Origin of the sequence: Chryseobacterium binzhouense (genome assembly GCF_007474545.1) — a bacterium.
GTDB classification, from domain to species: Bacteria; Bacteroidota; Bacteroidia; order Flavobacteriales; family Weeksellaceae; genus Chryseobacterium; species Chryseobacterium binzhouense.
This window is the reverse complement of the sequence record NZ_VKOG01000010.1, coordinates 48,806-67,976: the sequence shown is the minus strand read 5'-3', so window position 1 is coordinate 67,976 and position 19,171 is coordinate 48,806. Positions and strand designations below refer to the sequence as shown.

Below are 19,171 nucleotides of genomic sequence, written 5' to 3'. Positions count from 1 at the left end.
TTGACGGTACAATATATCTGCATACGCCAACACTTACTCTTAGTGGAGGCAGTACAATGAAAATATTCTTTTATCCTAATGGTGATGCGATAGACACACCCACCTGTCCTAAGTTGTTACCATTAACATGGGCTGATCTAACGAAGCAGTAAATGAAAAATATAATCAAATTATTTACAGCCCAATTATTCATTATTTTTTTCTCCTGTAAAGCACAGACTACGGCTACATTACAACAGATGGAAGAATGTAGGAATAGACCGGACAAAAGTATACCATGTCCGGGTATGGACAATGTTACTCATGTAAAAGATGTCGGAAACCGCCTCAATGCTTATGAAGGAACCTGGAAAGGAACATTTGAAGGTAAGCAAATAGAATTGAAACTGGAGAAAAAAATAGACTTTGGTAACTATAGCGTAAAATGGGATAAGCTAATGGGGAAAATCAGGATAAAAGATGCGCAGGGAAATATTCTCTATGACAGTTTTCAGAATGCTGAAGATAATGCAGATCCTTACGGATTTAATTTTCAGCATACTGTATACGAAATGAGGTTCAGGGGAAAAAGCGGTTGTGTCGATGGTACAATATATCTGCACACGCCAACACTTTCTCTTAATGGAGGCAACAAGATGAAAATATTCTTTTATCCGAATGGTGATGCGATAGACACACCCACCTGTCCTAAGCTGTTACCATTGACATGGGCTGATCTAACGAAGCAGTAAATGAAAAATCTAATTAAATTATTTACTGCCGTATTGCTAATTGCATCTATTGCATGCAAATCTCAAACAACTGCCAGTTTACTACAGATGGAAGAGTGTAGTAATAGACCAAATCGAGTTACAGAAGGTTGTCCTGATTTAGAAGATGTAAAATTTGTAAAAGACGTAGATAACCGACTCAATTCTTATGTAGGAACCTGGAAAGGAACATTTGAAGGTAAACAAATAGAATTGAAACTGGAAAAGAAAATAGACTTTGGAAATTATGATATGAAGTGGGATCAACTGATTGGAAAAATCAGGATAAAAGATGCGCAGGGAAACATTCTCTACGACAGTTTTCAGAATGCTGACGATAACGCAGATCCTTACGGATATAATTTTCAGCATACTGTATACGAAATGGGATTTAGTGGAAAAAGTGGATGTATTAATGGTACAATATATCTGCATACGCCAACACTTTCTCTTAATGGAGGCAACAAGATGAAAATATTCTTTTATCCGAATGGTGATGCGATAGACACACCCACCTGTCCTAAGCTGTTACCATTGACATGGGCTGATCTAACGAAGCAGTAAATGAAAAATATAATCAAGTTATTTACAGCCCAATTATTCATTATTTTTTTTTCCTGTGAAGCTCAGACTACGGCTACATTACAGCAGATGGAACAATGTAGTAAAAGACAAGATAAAACCGTAGAATGTCCTGGTTTTGAAAATATAGAAATAACACAAGTGAAAGATATTGATAACCGTTTGAATGCATTTGAAGGGACATGGAAAGGAACTTTTGAGGGTAAACAAATAGAATTAAATCTTATCAAGAAAGTTAATTTTGGAGAATATGATATCAAATGGGATAAACTTATAGGGAAATTGAAAATTAAAGATGTACAGGGAAATATTTTATTTGATAGTTTTCAAAACGTTGAAAGCAATGCTGACCCTAAAGGAATTAATTTTCAATATAGTGTGTATGAGATGAGGTTTAGTGGAAAAAGTGATTGTGTTGATGGTAAAATATTTCTGCAAACCCCAACAATTTCTCTTAACGGAAGCATTAAAACAAAAATATTCTTTTATCCTAATGGTGATGCCATAGACACACCTACCTGTCCTAAGTTGTTACCATTAACATGGGCTGATCTAACGAAGCAGTAAATGAAAAATATAATCAAGTTATTTACAGCCCAATTATTCATTATTTTTTTCTCCTGTAAAGCTCAGACTACGGCTACATTACAGCAGATGGAAGAATGTAGGAATAGACCGGACAAAAGTATACCATGTCCAGGTATGGACAATGTTACTCATGTAAAAGATGTCGGAAACCGCCTCAATGCTTATGAAGGAACCTGGAAAGGAACATTTGAAGGGAAACAAATAGAATTGAAACTGGAAAAGAAAATAGACTTTGGAAATTATGATATGAAGTGGGATTAACTGATTGGAAAAATCAGGATAAAAGATGCTCAGGGAAATATTCTCTACGATAGCTTTCAGAATGATGAAGATAATGCATATCCTTATGGAATTAATTTTCAGCATACTGTTTACGAGATGTTATTTGATGGAAAAAGCGGTTGTGTCGATGGTACAATATATCTGCACACGCCAACACTTTCTCTTAATGGAGGCAACAAGATGAAAATATTCTTTTATCCGAATGGTGATGCGATAGACACACCCACCTGTCCTAAGCTGTTACCATTGACATGGGCTGATCTAACGAAGCAGTAAAAGCAAAACCTCTGCAAAGAGGTTTTTGTTGTTATATGGTTTTTGTACAAAAGGCAATATTAAAATTTAACAGTTTAAAGCAATCTCGTTTTCACCACACCACAAGATCCTACAACAGGCATTAACGCAGAATGCGAAAACGCAGTGCCGTCACAGCTGAATCTTCCGCTAGTACAGACTCCTTGTGCGAAAATAAAAGCACAACGAGCTCATCCCGAGTTTTCTAGAAGAATAGATACATTGAAAACTAATTTAAATCTAAAAAAAGAAACGGGTTATACTTATAGGAGAAACGGGTCATATACTTATGAAAATAATGCCAATGCTACAGATGAAAAAAATTCTTTATCACTTCCAAATCCCTTATTACCACAAAATAAAAATATTATTGCTTATTTTCACACTCATGTAAAAGACTTCTGGTATACAGATATAAATGGTGAGTACAGACCAAAGGATGGCATTAAAATGTTTTCTCCTGCAGACGTCAACTATTTAATGGAAATGGTAAAAAATGCAAAAGATGCAGGTACATCATTAGAGGAAGTATTTGCAGTAATGGTATCACCCAAAGGAAATTATCAAATAAGATTTACTGGAGATATTAATCAAATTAAAACATTTACAGATTCACAAATCACAACGCTTGGTGTTGCATTTGAAAGAACTATGAAATGGAATAAAGATGATCCAAAAAAATTAGAATATGGAATATTAAAATTTATGAATGACCAAATGAACTTAAAAGGTGTGTCTTTATACCGGATGAATGCAGATGGTAGTAATACTGAAATTAAGCTTAATACAACAAAAACAAATATTGAAGAAATAAAATGTTCAACTAAAATATGAAAAAAATGAAATATTTAATAATTATAATAGCATTCTCTTTCACATTCTCTTGTAAGTCACAAGTTGTGTCATTAGAAACTATGGCGCAGTGTATGCAAGATAATCCACCATTTCCTTGTCCTAATATGTTCACATATGTAAAAGATGTAAATAATACACTGAATAAGTATGTTGGTACATGGAAGGGTATTTATGATGGGAAGATATATGAAATGAATTTACTTAAAAAAGAAAATGTGGATGTAGACGGTATAGTAAAGGAAGATAGATTAATTGGAAGATTACGAATAACGACAACAGGAAATCTACCGTTAATTATTTTCGATAATTTTAATGAACCAGATGATACTAAGACTAATTTTGAAGGTCTTGGTTTAACAAGTAATCTACAATCATATAGTATGTTTTTTTCAGGTCCGGTAACATCAGGGTGTATAAATTATGGTAAAGTTTTTCTTATGATAAAACCGGCAAACCCTAATACTCTTAATATATTTTTTGATGGAAATTACGATACTGTTATGGGAGAGTGTCCCAATACCTTTAAAACAACTATTCCTGAGAAACAGAATATTTATCTGACAAAGCAGTAAAGTGGAAGAGGCTATCTAAAAAGTTTTGACAGCCTCTAACTTTGTCAATTTTGTTGTAACTCCTATATAAGTAGTATATCTACATATTCGATGCTCAAAAGAACATCTGACTTTTAGGACAACTTTTGTTAAAATAAGAAATTATAAATGAAAAAAATATTATTGCTGTTTAATTTTGGAATGGTTTTAATAACTCAAGCCCAACAAAATAGCTCTAAGATTATTAAAGATTCTATTTTTGGGAAACCAAAATATGTAAAAGAATATGTACTATTTTTAAATGATTCAGGTCCTTTTACGTTTATGCATGGAGATGACGAATATGGTCACTCGGTGATCATGACACCCCAAAATTTAAGATCCAGAATGTCAGGAACATGGTTTGAGAGTGATTTTTGCAGATACATTAATAACGAAACATATTACGATAAAAACCGAAATATAACAAAAGAAACCTGGTATTATAGGTCAGGAGATGTTGTTGACGATTATGATTATACTTATGATTTTTTGGGAAGGTTAATTAATGAAAAATCCACTAATAAGTATTCCAAAACTTATAAGAAATATATTTATGAGGGTTCAAGTAAAAAATTAAAGTTCACAGAATATCGCTCCAAATGGGAAGATGAACCTACTAAAGTTTATTTTATCAATCATGAAAAATATAATCCGTTCATAATAACAAAATTTGATACATTAACAAAGACCGACAGTGTTTTTGCTGTAACTGATTTTGTATGGAATAAACTCGGAAAAAATTCTTTTCTGGAAGGAAAGGATTCAGTTTTCAGGAAAAGACTAACTCAGGTTAATTTTTATGATAATGATTTACAAATTAAAGAATCAAAATCATTCAGTTACAGGAGCGATCATTATAATAAAAAACTTTTTCAAAGAGGATACACAAAATATGAACGGGATACATTAGGAAGAATTATAAAAGAGACTCAGATTAATGACGATAAATACCGGTATTATATATTAGAAAAAAACGGAAAATACCGTGAAGAAATAATTGGAGGTGCTTTTGCCAGTATTTCATCAACAGCTTATGAATATTATGATGATGGTACTCTGAAAACAAGAAAAAACTTTTATCAAGGGAATATTTTAAATCAAATTCAGTTTACATATGAAAATAATCAAATAGTAAAAGTTTTGTATCTAGATGCTCAAGGGGAAAGTAAAAGTGATTTAAAAGCAACTGAAATTGTATTTAAATATAAATATGATAAGTATAAAAACTGGACAGAAGTTATTAAAAATGTAGATGGAAAAGATTTATATAAATGGATAAGAAAAATTGAATATTATGAATAGGCTATCGTTGTCAACACTGATTAAATACCAAGAATCCTCCCGAGAAATTCAGGAGGATTTGTATTGTAACTCACATTTTATTAGAAGTAAATTCAATTCAGCTCAAGATTTTTTAAAACAGCTTCTGATTTCAGTTCTGTTTCGTCCCATTCTTTTTCCGGACTGCTTTCTGCGGTAATTCCGCCGCCAACAAAGAGATGAATAGCATTTTTATAAAGCTTGGCACAACGCAGATTGACAAAAAACTGAATGTGATGTTCTGTTTCAATTTTGATATATCCTGCATACAGCTCGCGCGGAAATTTTTCGATTTTACCAATCTGATCTGCGCAAAAATCTTTGGGAATACCGCAAACCGCTGGTGTAGGATGCAGTTCTCTGATGATCATATCCAAATTTTCAGGATTAATTTTCAGCTTAAAATCTGTTTTTAAATGTTTAATATTCCCTGAAATATGATCATAGGTTTCAGACTCTTTTAATGTATTTTCAAAATCGTATTGTTGTAGAATATTCCGGATGTAATCTGAAACAGGTTTTTGTTCTTCAATTTCTTTTTGCGACCAGTTTTCATGCACAGGAATTGTTCCTGCAAGACTCATCGTTTCAAATTCCTGAGTTATTTTATTAAATTTTCCCAAAACTTCTGAGAAAGCACCCATCCAGGAATCTTTTCCGTCAAAAAACACGTATTTAAAGGCATTTGGATAATTTAGGCAAAGATTTGAAAAACTTTTGTTAAGATTTAAAGAATTAAAATCACGGATAATTTTTCTTCTTGACAGAACAAGTTTCGGTAGTTTGTTTTCTTTGATAATTTCGATTATATCTTCCAGCTTTTTCAGGTATTCCTCTTTGTTTTCTGCTTTATAATTTACTTCCTCATCATGGAGAATGGCAGAATTTATATTTAGTGTATTAAATTCATCCTTACTGATTTCCAATATTTTTCCTTTGAAATTTTTAATTTCCGCATTGTCAAATGAACGAAATTCTATGGGATGTATCTCATATTTTTCATCGATAGAATAGAATTTTTCGTCAAAAGGAAACTGAAAGTAAATCATAAAGTAGTGCTTTTCTTAAATCCGAATTTGTTTTTATTCAGGATTGTTATCTCTTTTCAAAACTTTTAATACATCTGTCATTACTTTTTTGTCGGTAACCATCATAATCATAATACTATTATTAAATATACTGTCAGTAAAGGTTTGCTGAATACTAGTCACATTTTCATCAAAAAGTTCGTTGAAATCGACACCTAATTTTTCTGCTAATCTAGGGATGTACTCCGATTTTATATCAGTAATTTCGTTTTCCCAGTTGATATATGTTTTTCTGTCAACACCTACAAAATCTGCTAAGTCCTGCTGAGAAATTTGTGCTTTAGTTCTAAGGATTCTTAATTTTTTTCCGACCATAAAATGTTTTTTGCAAAAATATAAAAAATGTCCAAAAAGTTCCACATATTTTGTGGAATAATATTCATATATAGTGTGAAATATTTGTTTTAGTTTTGAACTGTTAAACAATAAAAACTTAATTCAAATGAAAAATTTAACATTATTATTCGTTTTATTTATTACTTCTTTTTGCTTCGCAGGAGACAGAGTTGAGCTGTATAAGAATGAACAGCTAAGAGAGATTAATGTGCATGAAAAAATTGTGTACAGAACGGTTGCTGATGGTATGAGAAAAAAGCTCAAAGTTTATGTAGGAGAAGCTGAAAATGGTAAAATATCCTCTTATTCAATCGAAGTATTGGATTCTGACCAAAAATTAGAAGATATCATAAACATTGATATTGCAACTCAACAAGTTTCTGATTTCATTACTTATCACATTAATAGTGTAAAAAGTTCAGGTGATGGAGGGCCAACAGACATAAGAGCCAACTGCTTTTCGGACTGTAATAATAAATGGAAATGTGATGATCAACCATCCCAAGTAGGAACTATGCTTTGTGCTACAGACTGTTTCATTGAATGTTATATGCTTTCTAAACCAGTAAAATCTCTTACGGCATCAATACAATAAATTATATAAATTTGAGAATGAAAATAAGTATAATTGTTTTATTCTTCAGTTGCAGCAGTTTATTTTCACAAAATTTAGTTGTTCAGTATAAGTATTCTAAACAAAAAAATGTTGAAGATACCACAATAATATCTCAGACAGCATTTCTTCGGATTGATGAAAAAGAATCTTTATTTTTTAGTGAAGGCGAATACTTGTCAGATTCTATTATGATTGCAGATACTAAAAACAATAAAACAACCAATTTCAGAGCTTTACCAGAAGATTATCTTGGAGGTATTATAGGTAAAGATTTAGCAAAAAGAGAAGTTGTTTTTTATTCTAATGATTTTATGGATAAACAATTCAAATATTCTGAAAAGCCAGATTTTAAATGGATTATTACTAATACAAAAAAAGAAATCTTAGGATATAATGCTGTTTTAGCAAAAACTTCTTATGCAGGAAGAAGTTATGAGGCTTATTTTACGGAACAAATACCTATCCAGGAAGGTCCCTATAAATTTTTTGGTTTACCAGGTTTAATCTTGGAAATTTATGACACAGAAAATAAGCATTGTTTTAGTATTATAGGTATTTCTACAGATAGAAACGATATTACTTTAGATCTTAGTACTACTAAATTTATAGAAACTTCTAGAAAAAAATATTATGATTTGAGAAAAAATTATGAGGATAATCCTACACAAAGAATGCAAGAGTTAATGAATGCTACTCAAATCTATGAAAGAGCTGATAAAAACGGTAATGTTGTAGATATGAGAAAATTAGTTAATGATACTCAAAAAAGTTTAATAGAAATGTTTAAAAAACAAAATAAAATAGAACTAAAACCTTAACAATTATGAAAAAAAATTTTTTAAAAAAAGTAACGCTATTGATGCTAATTTTATGTAGCCTATTTTCTTATGCTGCTACAAAAAACAACACAGATAATGATAAAGAATACTTTAGTAATTTTAGGAAAAATGAAGAGCCTAAAAATAAATCATTTTCATTATTAACAGAACAAGATAACTTTGTTTTGGAGAAAAATAATATTGAATATTATACAATTTACAAAGAGGATTCGGAAGGAAAGGGATACTATTTTAAGGTAGTTGTTGATAAGAAAAGTCAAAAACCTGTGGCTACTTACATTGCAGAGGATAGCAATATTCTAAGCGAAAAAACCAAAAAGCATTTGATCTATATAAGTAAGGAAATTCTGCATATTAAGTCTACAAAAGATATGAGTTTAGCAGGCTCTGGTGATGATCCGGCAATTTGTGTAATTAAATGTCACCGTGCAAATGATTGTTATGGAAAACCGACAAGTTTAGGTGCTTCATTATGTTCTGCAGATTGTCATCTTTCTTGTCACAAAAGTACAAGTACTACCACAAAATTAACTGAATCAATACAGCAAAATTAATCTTAAAAAGTAGCCTTTTACAAAAATTGTAAAAGGCTGTTTTATTATTTTAGATATTATTCTCTTGATTTGTGCTTTTCTGAATTATCTGATCTGGTAAGAAATTCCGAGTAAGAATTTTCTTTCAGCAAAGATATTATTCGGTTTAAATATGTCAAAGTCAAATGCGGGATTTTTTAGAGAAAGATTCTTAATTCTGAATTGCTGATATTCAAAATCAATAAAAAAACGACTGAAAACCCGATACTGAAGACCTGCAGAAAATCCGAAATTGATTTGATTGCTTTTAAAATCATCCAATTTGTTCAACACATAGTTTTCAGGAGTCAAAAATTGCATTTTATAAACATTCTGGCTGGCTAAAATTCCAGCAAAAGGACGAATTTTTTTCCATTCATATACTGCTTTTAACTGCAAGATATACTCGAAATGTTTATTATTAAATCTTTGGAAAAGCAGAGGCTGATCATCTTTAGAAAAATAAAATCCGTCAAGGTATGTTTCTTGTTTATTGGCGTCCAGATCAAAAGTAGAATTCCAATGATGAATATTAACGGAAAACATCAGAGAAAAATTAGGATTGATGATGCTTTTAGAAAACCATATTCCAAAATTTTGTCCGAACTGTTGATTCTTTTGAGAGAGCATTTCAGCCCAGCTTGCTTTTTTGAAACCAATTCCTGCCTGAATTCCGTATTGAAATCTTTTCGATTTAATTTTTTTTATTTGTTCTTCATCAATGCTTCGACTGATTTCTTTAATTTCTTGTTCCTTAATTTCGAAAGAAGAAAACATAAGATTTGCAGGTTTTAATTTGATGGCTTTTTCAAGATAAATGGTATCATATACGATTACTTTTTCATAAATATAAATAGTGTCGGTTTTTTTTCTCTGAGCCTGAAAGCAAGTGTAAAACAGTATAAATAAAAAGAATATTAGTTTTTTCAAAAGCAGAATAGTTTAGTGTTCTATAAATATGGTATCTCTCTGGATGATTTTCTTAACTATAACGACAGGAGCAGTTTTTTCTTCAGTCGGTTGAGAGATTGTTTTTGTAAGCGGTTTTTTTTCAGAATTACTTTGTGTTAAAATTATTTGTGCGACTTCTGATTTTGGTAAAGTCACTTCTGAGTTTTCTTTTAAATCAGTATTAATAGTTGAAATTTTTATTTTTTCCTGCTGTGATGTATAATCTGCTTTAATTTTTATGTTTTGCTCTAAATGATTTTCAGATAAGCTTATATTATTTTTTGTTGCAGAAAGTGAAGGTATTGGTCTGAACAAAAATGCAGATCCTGTCATCAGGATTAAAAAAGTTGCAGCAATTACAAGATTTTTTTTGAAATATTGATTGAAACCAGAATAATTCTGCAAGTCAGTACTTCCCGAAAATTCGGATAGTTTTTGCGGCTGAATTTCGAAATCTGAAAATTTATTTTGAAAAGTCTGTGCCCATAAAAGTCCGCCGAAGCCAAGAAAAACAAGAATCTGAGCAGTTTTGTTTTTGGCATTTTGCCTGTTTCCAAAATTTTTCATCAAATAATCCTGAACTGATTTTTTCGCCCTTAATAAATGCGACTTTGAAGTGTTTACAGGGATTTGAAGCAGGTTTGAAATTTCTGAATGGGTGTAGTTTTCAATAAAATAGAGATTGAAAACAGATTTGTGATGAGAGGGAAGGCTGTCGATAGACTTCAACAGCTCTTCTCTCGTGAAATCATATATTAGGATGTGCTTTTTTTCGTCCATTGCGGGATGGGTATCGGTTATTTCGGCAATTTCTGATATTTCTGTGGTTGCAAAATTTTCTGCACTTGTTTTTCGGATGTATTGCAGGGCGTTGTTGATAACAATTTTTCTGAGCCATCCAAAAACAGCCTTTTCATCTTTCAACTGTTGGTTTTTCTCAATGGCTGTCATAAAACTGTCCTGAACAATATCTTCAGCAGCCTGAAGATCTGCTACATAACGCCGGCAAATCCCCAAGAGTTTTGGGGAATAGTTGAGGTAAATTTTTTGCCAGTTGAGTTTTTGCATTTACAATTAATCTATAAATATTGATAAAAGACCTCCTACATTCGGATCTGCTGTTGATGTTAATGTCTGAGCCATATTTTGAAATTCAATATCATTAATAAATACTTTAGCATAATCTCCAATATTTATCCCATCTTTATATCTAATTGTATATACTTGTTGGTTTTTTACTTTAAATCCGCGAATAATATTATATCCATTTGGGTCATTTAGTTGGATTAAAGTATTGTTTTTGTAGTAAAAATTATTTCCAATATAATATTTATCGTTATCTATCCAAAGCATATCCAAGATTTCTCCAGGAGGATTTGAAGGTAATTGCAAAATAGCGTTTGTATTTATATTTTTTAAATATTTCTCACCATTCATTACATTTTTAATTAGAGCGTATGTTCCTGAATTATCAACATGTAAGCTTTTAACATCAGAGTTGGTAGCTAAAGAATAATATATGTTATTTTTAAAAAAACCCGTTTCCCAGGTAGGAGGATTATATTGATAATTTTTTCTTATACTATAATAAATTTCATTATTTATTAAATCATAAGATGAATGAAAAGCAACATCAGTATCATTTGAAATTAAAGTTTTAATTCCGTTTTTCCAAGAATAATAGCTTGTAATTGGAGATGCTGAAGAAGCATTATAAATTGTGATATAACCAGACAAATAAATATTACCATTTTCAACAATCATTTTAGAATTTATTCCGAAATGACTATTTGGTCCTGGATTTGGAACATCTTCTAAATATTCATCCAAATTGTATCTGTTTCCGTTTTTCCATAAATAATGATGTTTTGAGGGTAAATCCAGCATGTACTCACTAGTTTTTGAGCCCAAAACATAGATGTTGTTATTTTCAACAATAATCTGGTGAGCATACAGTCCAGTTCCGTTTTGTAAAATAACCTTTTGCCCATTTTTCCAATAACAAGCTTGATTGTTTTCTGCACCAGCAACATAAAGGTCTACAGAATTAACATTTTTTTCCAGATCTTCAGTTTCATTCTCCCTGCAAGAAAATACAAAAGTTAACAACAAAATAAAAGGTAAAATTAAATTTCTCATGGTTATTATTTTCTATTAAGATGAAGAATTATTAAAAGGTTGCAGTGAATTTTAATAAAATGTTACAGGTTTTGCAATTTTAGGTATTTTTACAATATGATAAGGCTGGGTGACGATTGACGTTACATTGCCCTGCAATAATTTCTCTACATTTATTTCCAGATTTGATGCTGTTTCATCTACTGCAATAATATCAATAGAATGCCCACCATTTAAGTAAGTCTGATCAAAAACCGCAATTACCATGTACTGGTTAAAATCAATATTCGTTTCGGTAAATCCTCCTGATACATCATTGTTCGCATCCAGAGTATTGAGAAGGGTAGTCCATTGTGCAGAATTGGTGATGACAAGATTTTGCTGTGTCAGGCTGTTTCCAATGAGTTCTCCTTTTCCGATTAACTGGAAATTAATTTGTGTTTTACTTTCAATATTTTCATCCTTATCATTACAGGAATAATTGATAAATAAAACTGAGATTAACAAAAAGAGTAGAAGTTTTTTCATGATCTATAAATTTAAGGGTTTCTGTATATATGATGAAAAAAAATCAAAAGGTTGCAACAAAACATAAAAAAAAGACTCAAATTTTTATTGAGTCCTTAATTTTTTTTTAATGTGAAGTTATCGGTTGATGATATTGTTGGTCATCGTGGTATGATTGATGAGCTGATTTTTCTCGTCCCTTATTTCAATTTCTGAAACATGCATGGTTTTTCCTTTTCGGATGAATCTGGCAACTGCCGTCACTGTACCGTCTTTTTTACTTCTGAGGTGATTGGAGTTAATATTAGTTCCCACACCGTAATATTTGCTGCCGTCAATAAATAGATTAGACAGGCTTGATCCCAATGTTTCTGCCAAAACACAGCTTGCACCACCATGTAAAATTCCGAACGGCTGGTGTACTTTAGGCTGTACAGGCATGGTTGCGGTAAGCATTTCTTTTTCAAGATCAATATCTGTAAATTTTATTTCCAGAGTTTTGGCCAAAGTAATTTCGCCGCCCCAGTTATTTAAAAATTCCAGAATCTCTTCTTTAGATTTATTTTGTATATACATTTTTATGAATGATAATTAATGGATGATGAATAGAAAATGATAAAAAGTAAAAGAGTAAAAAGTAATTTTGCTTCTAACTTCTAACTTCTAACTTCTAACTTCTAACTTCTAACTTCTGTTTCATTTCCCATAATATTAGGATTCCAGTTGGCAGGAACTTTTGGGACAATATCATTTTTAATGTAATAATCCTCAATTTCTTTCATAATTTCAGCAAAACTTGCAGATTCTAATCTTTCATAAGAAATCTGATAGCCCAAATAGATGATATTTCTTTTAAAATCTCCGGCTGCCAAAACTATTGGTACTTTTGCCGCCAATGCCATATGGTAAAAACCTTTTCTCCACTTTGGAACCCAGCTTCTTGTTCCTTCCGGTGTAATTACAAGACTGAAATCTTCTTTGGCAAATTGTCCGGCAACAAAATTAACAAGATCATTTTTCTGGCTTCTGTCAATTCCTATTCCTCCCAAACTCTTTACAATAGATCCATACCACGATTTGGTATGAGCATCTTTGATAATTATTTTTAATTTTTTTCCTAAAGACCAATAAGCAAGATTTCCTAACAGGTATTCCATATTATGGGTGTGGGGAGCTACGACAAGGATGCAGCGGTCAAGATTATCAACGTTTCCTTGCAGTACAACTTTCCAGCCAAGAATTTTCAGCATAAGTTTGCCAATCAGTTTTCTCATTTTTTTCGATTTAAAACAAAAAAGTATAACCAAAAAATGGTTATACTCTACAAATATATTGAAATATTGTTGCTCTTAAAATAAACTGCTGATAAAATCTGCGATTTTTACTGCGATTTCTAAAACTACTTGTACCATGGGTTAATTTTTTTTGTGTTTATAATTTGTGATATTTTAAAGTACGAATATAAGAATTATTTCTGTAATAAAACACTTTAGATTGAAAATTATTTTAATTTTTTGAGAGAAGAAGAGTGTGAATTTCAAACGATTGCCTTCCATTCACACCTTCCGCACTCTCTAAAGTTTAATTATTTGGTTTTAATAGATAGTTCTTTTTTGCCGTCTTTTATTTTGATGTCAACATTTTCTAGTTCACCGATTTTTTTCTTCATCGTATCCATCACCTGCTTTGCTTCGCCTTTAGGGTATTTTTTGCCATTGATGATTACACTGTCTTTATCATCAGAATTATACTCTATAGTAGAACCATTTATCTTAATCACATTTTCGCTTTCTTCTTCATGCTCATTATCCTCGTCATCATCATTAATCCCATTTCCATCTGCATCACCATTCATATTAATTTCGTTCTTTTTCAATGAAATGATTACTGAGTTTTCTGGAATAACTAATTCGTAATCAATATGATATTCTCTGAAACGATGATCGTAAGGGTATTTTACATAATTAGGAAGGATTACTTTATTGTCCATGATTTCTACAGGAATATGTACATTCAGAGGAATATTGTATCCTTTCGCATCTTTTTTAATGATAAGATAAGGAGTTTTAACATCTGGTTTTCTGGTAATATCTACATTGATCCAGTCTTTTTTATAAACATAGCTTTTATCAGAGTACAGATCATCATCATAGCCTACAAAATTTTGTGGGATGGTAATTTGTTTTACATCTACATAAAGGGTATCAGACTGAGTGTTGATGGCAATTTCTTCTGTATCTTCCTTATGACCCGTAAAAAGCATCTCTCTTTTTGCCATGCTAATTCCGAAATAGGTTCCCAATCCAATCACGGTAAGAAATAAAGCCCCTAAAACCCATCCGATATTTCTCAACTTTGTTTTCGGAGAAAAAATTTTGATGCTCAGTAAACTGAATAGAATTGCAGGAATCAAAGACCCGATGATGATTAATGCAGCCAGAACATTATACAGACCATTATCGTCAAAATAAAATTTCATTTCATTGGCTCCCGGAAAATTAGAATCAATGCCGAAAAGTCCAAAAACTACGAATACCCCGATAATGCTGCTTACTGCCATGATGGCGAAGAAAATCCCGATGATGTATTTCAAAACATTCCAGATTCCGCTTCCAGCTTTGTTAACGTAAGGTTTATTTTCAATATAGATTTCTCCTGCTCTTGTTGTGGTTTCGTTGGCAAACTGTACAATTTTGCTGGATTCTTCCTTCAAATTATCAAAATTGAGCGGTTTGCCTTTCATTTTCAAAAAATCTGATGCAGTTTCCGCTTTTGGCAATACTGCCCAAAGAATGATATAAAGAATGATCACTAAGAAAGATGATCCTGGTGCGATCCATAACAGGATAAATGCTCCTACCCAGATCAACCTCATCCAGCTGATTTCCAGACCAAAATAAGCAGCCAAACCAGCACATACACCTGCTATTTTTTGTTTTTCAGGATCTCTGAACAGTTGTTTTTTATCGGTATAATAAGTTCCTGAGGTTTTTGCTTTAGAATTCTTTTCTGAGTAATATGCTTCTTCCTGCTCCTCAATTTTTTCAGGTGAGCCGATCTGTGCAATTACTTTTTCTACATCAGCGTCATTGATCACCTCGCGTCTTCCTAAAGAATCTTTGAAGATTTCAACCATTCTTATTTCTATGTCATGCATTACCTCATCTGCTTCCGAAATATCCAGAGAGCTTCTCAGAGCGTTCAGGTAATCACTGAGCTTTATATATGCGTGTTCTTCTATGGTAAAAGAAAAACCTGCGAGTCCTATTGAGAGTGTCTTGTTCATAGCTTTTTGTTTTTAATTTTTTTGAGTGATTTGGTTTACAGAATCTGTCAGTTCTTTCCATGTATTCTGAAGTTCGGTAAGAAAAGTTTTGCCTTTTTCAGTAATCTGGTAATATTTTCTTGGTGGTCCACCCGTTGATTCTTCCCACCTGTAAGAGAGAAATTCTCCATTTTTCAATCTTGTTAAAAGAGGGTAGAGTGTTCCTTCCACTACATCCAGTTTTCCTTTTTTGAGCTCATCAATCAGATCAGAAACATACATTTCGCGATAATTGATAAGACTTAAAATACAGAATTCCAGAATCCCTTTTCGCATTTGCGCTTTGGTATTTTCGGTATTCATTGTTAATTGGTTTTATTAATTAGTTATCATCATTTCAGATTAAAGTTCCTAGCTAGATGAACTTGTTCTGATTTTATATTACAAAGATATGTAATTAAAATGGTATTATGCAATACAAAGTAGTAAAATATTTTTATTATTTACTTTAAAATATTGATTTTCAGTATAATAAAATTATTTTTGTAATTTGTAGATTTTAATTAAAGTTAAATTTTCGTCTAAATAATGTAATTTTACAGCATGAAAATTCAAAAAGAAATAGATTTTATTATCGCTGTAGATGCATTGAAAAATGTTCAGCGAAGAAATTACAACGCCGATGATTCCCGCAGAGAAAATACAGCGGAACATTCGTGGCAGATCATTATTCTGGCTCAGATCCTTTTTCCTTATGCAAAAAACAGAGCAGATATTGATTTGCTGAGAGTAATCAGAATGCTTTCCATTCATGACTTGGTTGAAATTGAAGCCGGCGATACTTTTCTGTTTGACGAAGCAGCCATGGTTGGCAAATTTGAAAGGGAAAAAAATTCTGCTCAGAAGATTTTCGGAATTTTGGATGAGCCACTTCGGTCAGAATTTTTTAATCTCTGGCTGGAATTTGAAGAAGAGCAGACTCCGGATGCTATCTTTGCGTGTGCTATTGACAGAATTATGCCTTTTATATTAAATTCCCATACCTCAGGAAAAAGCTGGACAGAAGCTAAAGTTACAGAGCTTCAGATCCGAAATATGCTTGAAAATGCTATATGCAGAGCATCCGATGAAATGGGAGAGGCTTTTCATCAACTGCTGAATCTTAATCTGGAAACCGAAAAAGTATTAAGATAGTATATAAAAAAAATCGGCGGGCAAAGCCCGCCGATTTTTCACAATATCTGAATAGGTTTTTTAAACTCATCAATTGCCACAAAAGTAAAATCTCCTGTAATCGCTTTTTCTCTTTCATAGGAGTACATCTGTTCGGTGTAGATTTCTACGTTTACTTTCATGCTGGTTCTTCCTACATGAGAAACTTTTCCGATAAGTTCAATAATTGTTCCTGCGGGAATTGGCTTTTTAAAGTCAATTTTGTCGCTGCTTACAGTTACAACACGTTTTCTGGCAAATCTGGTGGCTGCAATAAAAGCTACTTCATCCATCAGCTGCATGGCAGTACCACCGAAAAGGGTGTCATAATGGTTGGTTGTATTCGGGAAAACGGCTTTAAAAATTCTGGTTTCGGAAGCTTCAATTCTTTCTTCTGTTGTCATTTCATTATAAATTTAAGGCAAAATGAAAGTTTAAAACAACAGAAAATAAGCAGAGATAAAAATCTCCGAAAATCTGCTAATCAAAAACTTCAAATCGCGAAAGTTTTATTCTAAAGAAAATTGGCAGGTCTCCTGGCTGATAACTATCTTTTATCTCCTTCCCATGACTTTGCACAGTGGTTTTGTGATAAAGATTAGCGTTACTTACAGTTGCGCGACAGCTCGTGATTTTCACACGATTCCCTTTTCATCTGCGGTTAAGCACAACCATTTTTCCGAAAGCTTATGCACTTTCTGAGGACAAAAATAAGAATTAAAATTCAGATTTTATTCAGGATTATGATATACAATCTGGCTAATTACTTTTCCTTCTTTGATCGTCCAGAATGTAGTATATCTGTTTGCTCCCGAACCGTTGATCATGTACAAGAAAATATGATCTTTATCAATAGAAGAAACCCCGGCTTTATCAAAATCCATTGTAGGCTCAAACATATTCTTGATCGCTTCTCTTACAAAAACAGATCCTCTTCCCGGCTGCTGTACTCTGATAGATTTTACCTCAGTAAGTCCTTCCGGCAGTTCTTTGCCGATTCCCCATGGTTTCTGCTTATCAATCTTGATGATATTTCCTTCTGTATCTTTTTCCTGCTTTTTGAATTTTGCGCTGGAAGGATATACATCAATGATCACTTTTGTACGTTCATTGGTGGGGATTTTTTGGTTGGTATCATCTGTAAATATAAGTGACCTCCCGTTTTTTGATTTTGAAGGTGTGAATTTTGGGAGCTGGTCAATAAATGCAATTCTTTCTTTATTTACCATGCCTTCTTTTGTAAGACTGTCATATCTTACAAATGGTTTTGGGATGTCGTCTTTTTCAGGATATTTTATCCAGATCCAGTCGGTTTCTCCGGGAGCGGGTTTCACATATACAAAAACATCGCCTTTCTTCATTCTTATTTTGTCTACTATTTTTCGGTAATCTTCTTTGTGTACACGCACCATTGCATATCCTTCCGTGGCTTTTACAACACCAAACGGAATTTTATTCTGTGCCTGAATCAAACACATTGAAAAAATGCTGAATATAGATAAGTATGTTAGTTTATTGATAAATTTCATTTTTATTGAGAATATTATAGTCCAAAGATATAAATTAAATATTTTTTGGAAGATAATTAAATTGTTTCAGATCAGATAAATCTTTTACTGGTCGTAAACAGCCTTCAGAAAGAAGATGCAGCTCATCTGCAATATCAATAACGTCTTGGTATTGATGATCAGAAATTATAAATCCTTTATTCTGAGTTTGCTGTCTGATAATTGTTTTTATTTCCGAGACTATTTTGGGAGATAGATTTTGAAATGGCTCATCAAGCAAGATAAACTCAGCATTTGAACACAGTAAGAGCAGGATTTCTATAATTCTGGCTTCTCCGCCAGAAAGATTTTTTGGAGTTTCGTCAAGAAACGGTTTCATTAAGTCATTTTGAAATAGCTTTTCGGTATTTTGATGACTGCAGAAAAGGATGATGAGTTTTTTGATGTTTATATTTTTCGGAAGAAAGGTGCTTTGAGGTAAATAAGCAATGATATTTTTTCTGTCAGATTGCTTTTGCAGAATTTTATGATTCCACCTTATGTATTGACTTTTTCCTTTTACTGTTCCAAAGATAATTTGTAGCAAAGTAGATTTTCCGCAGCCGTTTCTTCCTAAGATCCCAATAGTTTTTCCTGTTTCGCAGCTCAAATAAATATCTCTCAGAATATCTTTTTTACCGTAAGACTTTGTGATGCTGTCGATGTGAAGCGTACTCATAATAAAAATGTTACGAATTGTAAAACAACAGAAATAATGACGGTAATTGTCCATAGAAAAATTCTGGAAAATCCGAAATTGGCATAAAAAACATATTCATTTCTAAACCGCAATTCATAAATAAAATAATGAAGAAACGGGAAAAGCAACATAAAACTTAAGCCAAAAATTTTGATAT

The 19,171-nt window shown here is 32.1% G+C and carries 24 protein-coding genes and 1 riboswitch; of the genes, 11 read left to right on the top strand and 13 right to left on the bottom strand.

Annotated features, from left to right (window positions below):
• Positions 1-152 precede the first annotated feature (152 nt).
• The 7 genes from FNE73_RS16485 (at position 153) to FNE73_RS16455 (ending at position 5,245) form a co-directional block, all read left to right on the top strand.
• Positions 153-731 (top strand): DUF6705 family protein, encoded by a 579-nt coding sequence (locus tag FNE73_RS16485; RefSeq protein ID WP_143885646.1) that lies wholly within the window; start codon positions 153-155, stop codon positions 729-731.
• Positions 732-1,313, top strand: a complete 582-nt coding sequence (locus tag FNE73_RS16480; protein ID WP_143885645.1) for a DUF6705 family protein — start codon at positions 732-734, stop codon at positions 1,311-1,313.
• Positions 1,314-1,898, top strand: coding sequence for a DUF6705 family protein (locus FNE73_RS16475; RefSeq protein WP_143885644.1), 585 nt, complete (start codon positions 1,314-1,316; stop codon positions 1,896-1,898). It begins immediately after the preceding gene.
• Positions 1,899-2,180 (top strand): DUF6705 family protein, encoded by a 282-nt coding sequence (locus FNE73_RS16470; protein WP_143885643.1) that lies wholly within the window; start codon positions 1,899-1,901, stop codon positions 2,178-2,180. It abuts the gene before it with no gap.
• Positions 2,181-2,621: 441 nt separating this feature from the next.
• A complete protein-coding gene (locus FNE73_RS16465) occupies positions 2,622-3,329 on the top strand; it encodes a hypothetical protein (protein ID WP_185147373.1) in 708 nt (235 codons plus the stop codon).
• A 5-nt stretch (positions 3,330-3,334) separates the two neighbouring features.
• Positions 3,335-3,922, top strand: a complete 588-nt coding sequence (locus FNE73_RS16460) for a DUF6705 family protein (protein WP_143885641.1) — start codon at positions 3,335-3,337, stop codon at positions 3,920-3,922.
• Positions 3,923-4,069: 147 nt separating this feature from the next.
• Positions 4,070-5,245: a hypothetical protein gene (locus tag FNE73_RS16455; RefSeq protein ID WP_143885640.1), complete on the top strand. Its 1,176-nt coding sequence runs from the start codon at positions 4,070-4,072 to the stop codon at positions 5,243-5,245.
• A gap of 92 nt (positions 5,246-5,337) precedes the next feature.
• On the opposite strand, the gene FNE73_RS16450 is transcribed toward FNE73_RS16455, so the two are convergent.
• On the bottom strand, positions 5,338-6,312 hold the full coding sequence (locus FNE73_RS16450) for a chorismate-binding protein (protein ID WP_143885639.1): 975 nt from the start codon (positions 6,310-6,312) through the stop codon (positions 5,338-5,340).
• A 33-nt stretch (positions 6,313-6,345) separates the two neighbouring features.
• A complete protein-coding gene (locus FNE73_RS16445; protein WP_143885638.1) occupies positions 6,346-6,666 on the bottom strand; it encodes a helix-turn-helix transcriptional regulator in 321 nt (106 codons plus the stop codon).
• A 127-nt stretch (positions 6,667-6,793) separates the two neighbouring features.
• On the opposite strand from FNE73_RS16445, the gene FNE73_RS16440 reads away from it, so the two are divergent.
• The 3 genes from FNE73_RS16440 to FNE73_RS16430 are packed head-to-tail and all read left to right on the top strand — an operon-like array spanning position 6,794 to position 8,696.
• On the top strand, positions 6,794-7,282 hold the full coding sequence (locus FNE73_RS16440) for a hypothetical protein (protein ID WP_143885637.1): 489 nt from the start codon (positions 6,794-6,796) through the stop codon (positions 7,280-7,282).
• 17 nt (positions 7,283-7,299) lie between these two features.
• The gene (locus FNE73_RS16435; protein ID WP_143885636.1) at positions 7,300-8,121 is read left to right on the top strand and encodes a GLPGLI family protein; all 822 of its coding nucleotides are present in this window, start codon (positions 7,300-7,302) and stop codon (positions 8,119-8,121) included.
• Positions 8,122-8,126: 5 nt separating this feature from the next.
• Positions 8,127-8,696 carry a hypothetical protein gene (locus FNE73_RS16430; RefSeq protein WP_143885635.1) on the top strand — a complete coding sequence of 190 codons (570 nt, stop codon included), beginning with the start codon at positions 8,127-8,129 and terminating at the stop codon, positions 8,694-8,696.
• Between the two features lie 84 nt (positions 8,697-8,780).
• On the opposite strand, the gene FNE73_RS16425 is transcribed toward FNE73_RS16430, so the two are convergent.
• The 8 genes from FNE73_RS16425 to FNE73_RS16390 all read right to left on the bottom strand — a co-directional run bounded on the left by FNE73_RS16425 (position 8,781) and on the right by FNE73_RS16390 (position 15,918).
• On the bottom strand, positions 8,781-9,644 hold the full coding sequence (locus FNE73_RS16425; protein ID WP_143885634.1) for a hypothetical protein: 864 nt from the start codon (positions 9,642-9,644) through the stop codon (positions 8,781-8,783).
• Positions 9,645-9,656: 12 nt separating this feature from the next.
• A complete protein-coding gene (locus FNE73_RS16420; RefSeq protein ID WP_143885633.1) occupies positions 9,657-10,733 on the bottom strand; it encodes an RNA polymerase sigma factor in 1,077 nt (358 codons plus the stop codon).
• Between the two features lie 6 nt (positions 10,734-10,739).
• A complete protein-coding gene (locus FNE73_RS16415; RefSeq protein WP_143885632.1) occupies positions 10,740-11,804 on the bottom strand; it encodes a hypothetical protein in 1,065 nt (354 codons plus the stop codon).
• Between the two features lie 51 nt (positions 11,805-11,855).
• Positions 11,856-12,311 (bottom strand): protease complex subunit PrcB family protein, encoded by a 456-nt coding sequence (locus FNE73_RS16410; protein WP_143885631.1) that lies wholly within the window; start codon positions 12,309-12,311, stop codon positions 11,856-11,858.
• Positions 12,312-12,428: 117 nt separating this feature from the next.
• Positions 12,429-12,860, bottom strand: a complete 432-nt coding sequence (locus FNE73_RS16405; RefSeq protein WP_143885649.1) for a PaaI family thioesterase — start codon at positions 12,858-12,860, stop codon at positions 12,429-12,431.
• A gap of 107 nt (positions 12,861-12,967) precedes the next feature.
• Positions 12,968-13,564 carry a 1-acyl-sn-glycerol-3-phosphate acyltransferase gene (locus tag FNE73_RS16400; protein ID WP_143885630.1) on the bottom strand — a complete coding sequence of 199 codons (597 nt, stop codon included), beginning with the start codon at positions 13,562-13,564 and terminating at the stop codon, positions 12,968-12,970.
• Positions 13,565-13,875: 311 nt separating this feature from the next.
• Positions 13,876-15,576 carry a PspC domain-containing protein gene (locus FNE73_RS16395; protein ID WP_143885629.1) on the bottom strand — a complete coding sequence of 567 codons (1,701 nt, stop codon included), beginning with the start codon at positions 15,574-15,576 and terminating at the stop codon, positions 13,876-13,878.
• Positions 15,577-15,588: 12 nt separating this feature from the next.
• Positions 15,589-15,918 carry a PadR family transcriptional regulator gene (locus FNE73_RS16390; RefSeq protein WP_089742584.1) on the bottom strand — a complete coding sequence of 110 codons (330 nt, stop codon included), beginning with the start codon at positions 15,916-15,918 and terminating at the stop codon, positions 15,589-15,591.
• 240 nt (positions 15,919-16,158) lie between these two features.
• On the opposite strand from FNE73_RS16390, the gene FNE73_RS16385 reads away from it, so the two are divergent.
• Positions 16,159-16,749, top strand: coding sequence for an HD domain-containing protein (locus FNE73_RS16385; protein WP_143885628.1), 591 nt, complete (start codon positions 16,159-16,161; stop codon positions 16,747-16,749).
• 38 nt (positions 16,750-16,787) lie between these two features.
• On the opposite strand, the gene FNE73_RS16380 is transcribed toward FNE73_RS16385, so the two are convergent.
• The 3 genes from FNE73_RS16380 to FNE73_RS16370 form a co-directional block, all read right to left on the bottom strand.
• A complete protein-coding gene (locus tag FNE73_RS16380) occupies positions 16,788-17,171 on the bottom strand; it encodes an acyl-CoA thioesterase (protein WP_143885627.1) in 384 nt (127 codons plus the stop codon).
• A gap of 105 nt (positions 17,172-17,276) precedes the next feature.
• A riboswitch (cobalamin riboswitch) is annotated at positions 17,277-17,458 on the bottom strand.
• A 40-nt stretch (positions 17,459-17,498) separates the two neighbouring features.
• Positions 17,499-18,245 (bottom strand): hypothetical protein, encoded by a 747-nt coding sequence (locus FNE73_RS16375; protein ID WP_228430178.1) that lies wholly within the window; start codon positions 18,243-18,245, stop codon positions 17,499-17,501.
• An 85-nt stretch (positions 18,246-18,330) separates the two neighbouring features.
• Positions 18,331-18,993 carry an ATP-binding cassette domain-containing protein gene (locus FNE73_RS16370; RefSeq protein WP_185147372.1) on the bottom strand — a complete coding sequence of 221 codons (663 nt, stop codon included), beginning with the start codon at positions 18,991-18,993 and terminating at the stop codon, positions 18,331-18,333.
• Positions 18,994-19,171 lie beyond the last annotated feature (178 nt).

Bases quoted from the DNA above. Each gene is read 5' to 3' on its own strand.
- FNE73_RS16370 (WP_185147372.1), bottom strand. From the start codon at position 18,993: ATGAGTACGCTTCACATCGACAGCATCACAAAGTCTTACGGTAAAAAA.
- FNE73_RS16375 (WP_228430178.1), bottom strand. From the start codon at position 18,245: ATGTGTTTGATTCAGGCACAGAATAAAATTCCGTTTGGTGTTGTAAAA.
- FNE73_RS16480 (WP_143885645.1), top strand. From the start codon at position 732: ATGAAAAATCTAATTAAATTATTTACTGCCGTATTGCTAATTGCATCT.
- FNE73_RS16435 (WP_143885636.1), top strand. From the start codon at position 7,300: ATGAAAATAAGTATAATTGTTTTATTCTTCAGTTGCAGCAGTTTATTT.
- FNE73_RS16420 (WP_143885633.1), bottom strand. From the start codon at position 10,733: ATGCAAAAACTCAACTGGCAAAAAATTTACCTCAACTATTCCCCAAAA.
- FNE73_RS16430 (WP_143885635.1), top strand. From the start codon at position 8,127: ATGAAAAAAAATTTTTTAAAAAAAGTAACGCTATTGATGCTAATTTTA.
- FNE73_RS16475 (WP_143885644.1), top strand. From the start codon at position 1,314: ATGAAAAATATAATCAAGTTATTTACAGCCCAATTATTCATTATTTTT.
- FNE73_RS16455 (WP_143885640.1), top strand. From the start codon at position 4,070: ATGAAAAAAATATTATTGCTGTTTAATTTTGGAATGGTTTTAATAACT.
- FNE73_RS16400 (WP_143885630.1), bottom strand. From the start codon at position 13,564: ATGAGAAAACTGATTGGCAAACTTATGCTGAAAATTCTTGGCTGGAAA.
- FNE73_RS16390 (WP_089742584.1), bottom strand. From the start codon at position 15,918: ATGAATACCGAAAATACCAAAGCGCAAATGCGAAAAGGGATTCTGGAA.
- FNE73_RS16440 (WP_143885637.1), top strand. From the start codon at position 6,794: ATGAAAAATTTAACATTATTATTCGTTTTATTTATTACTTCTTTTTGC.
- FNE73_RS16380 (WP_143885627.1), bottom strand. From the start codon at position 17,171: ATGACAACAGAAGAAAGAATTGAAGCTTCCGAAACCAGAATTTTTAAA.
- FNE73_RS16450 (WP_143885639.1), bottom strand. From the start codon at position 6,312: ATGATTTACTTTCAGTTTCCTTTTGACGAAAAATTCTATTCTATCGAT.
- FNE73_RS16445 (WP_143885638.1), bottom strand. From the start codon at position 6,666: ATGGTCGGAAAAAAATTAAGAATCCTTAGAACTAAAGCACAAATTTCT.
- FNE73_RS16485 (WP_143885646.1), top strand. From the start codon at position 153: ATGAAAAATATAATCAAATTATTTACAGCCCAATTATTCATTATTTTT.
- FNE73_RS16415 (WP_143885632.1), bottom strand. From the start codon at position 11,804: ATGAGAAATTTAATTTTACCTTTTATTTTGTTGTTAACTTTTGTATTT.
- FNE73_RS16385 (WP_143885628.1), top strand. From the start codon at position 16,159: ATGAAAATTCAAAAAGAAATAGATTTTATTATCGCTGTAGATGCATTG.
- FNE73_RS16460 (WP_143885641.1), top strand. From the start codon at position 3,335: ATGAAATATTTAATAATTATAATAGCATTCTCTTTCACATTCTCTTGT.
- FNE73_RS16395 (WP_143885629.1), bottom strand. From the start codon at position 15,576: ATGAACAAGACACTCTCAATAGGACTCGCAGGTTTTTCTTTTACCATA.
- FNE73_RS16470 (WP_143885643.1), top strand. From the start codon at position 1,899: ATGAAAAATATAATCAAGTTATTTACAGCCCAATTATTCATTATTTTT.
- FNE73_RS16410 (WP_143885631.1), bottom strand. From the start codon at position 12,311: ATGAAAAAACTTCTACTCTTTTTGTTAATCTCAGTTTTATTTATCAAT.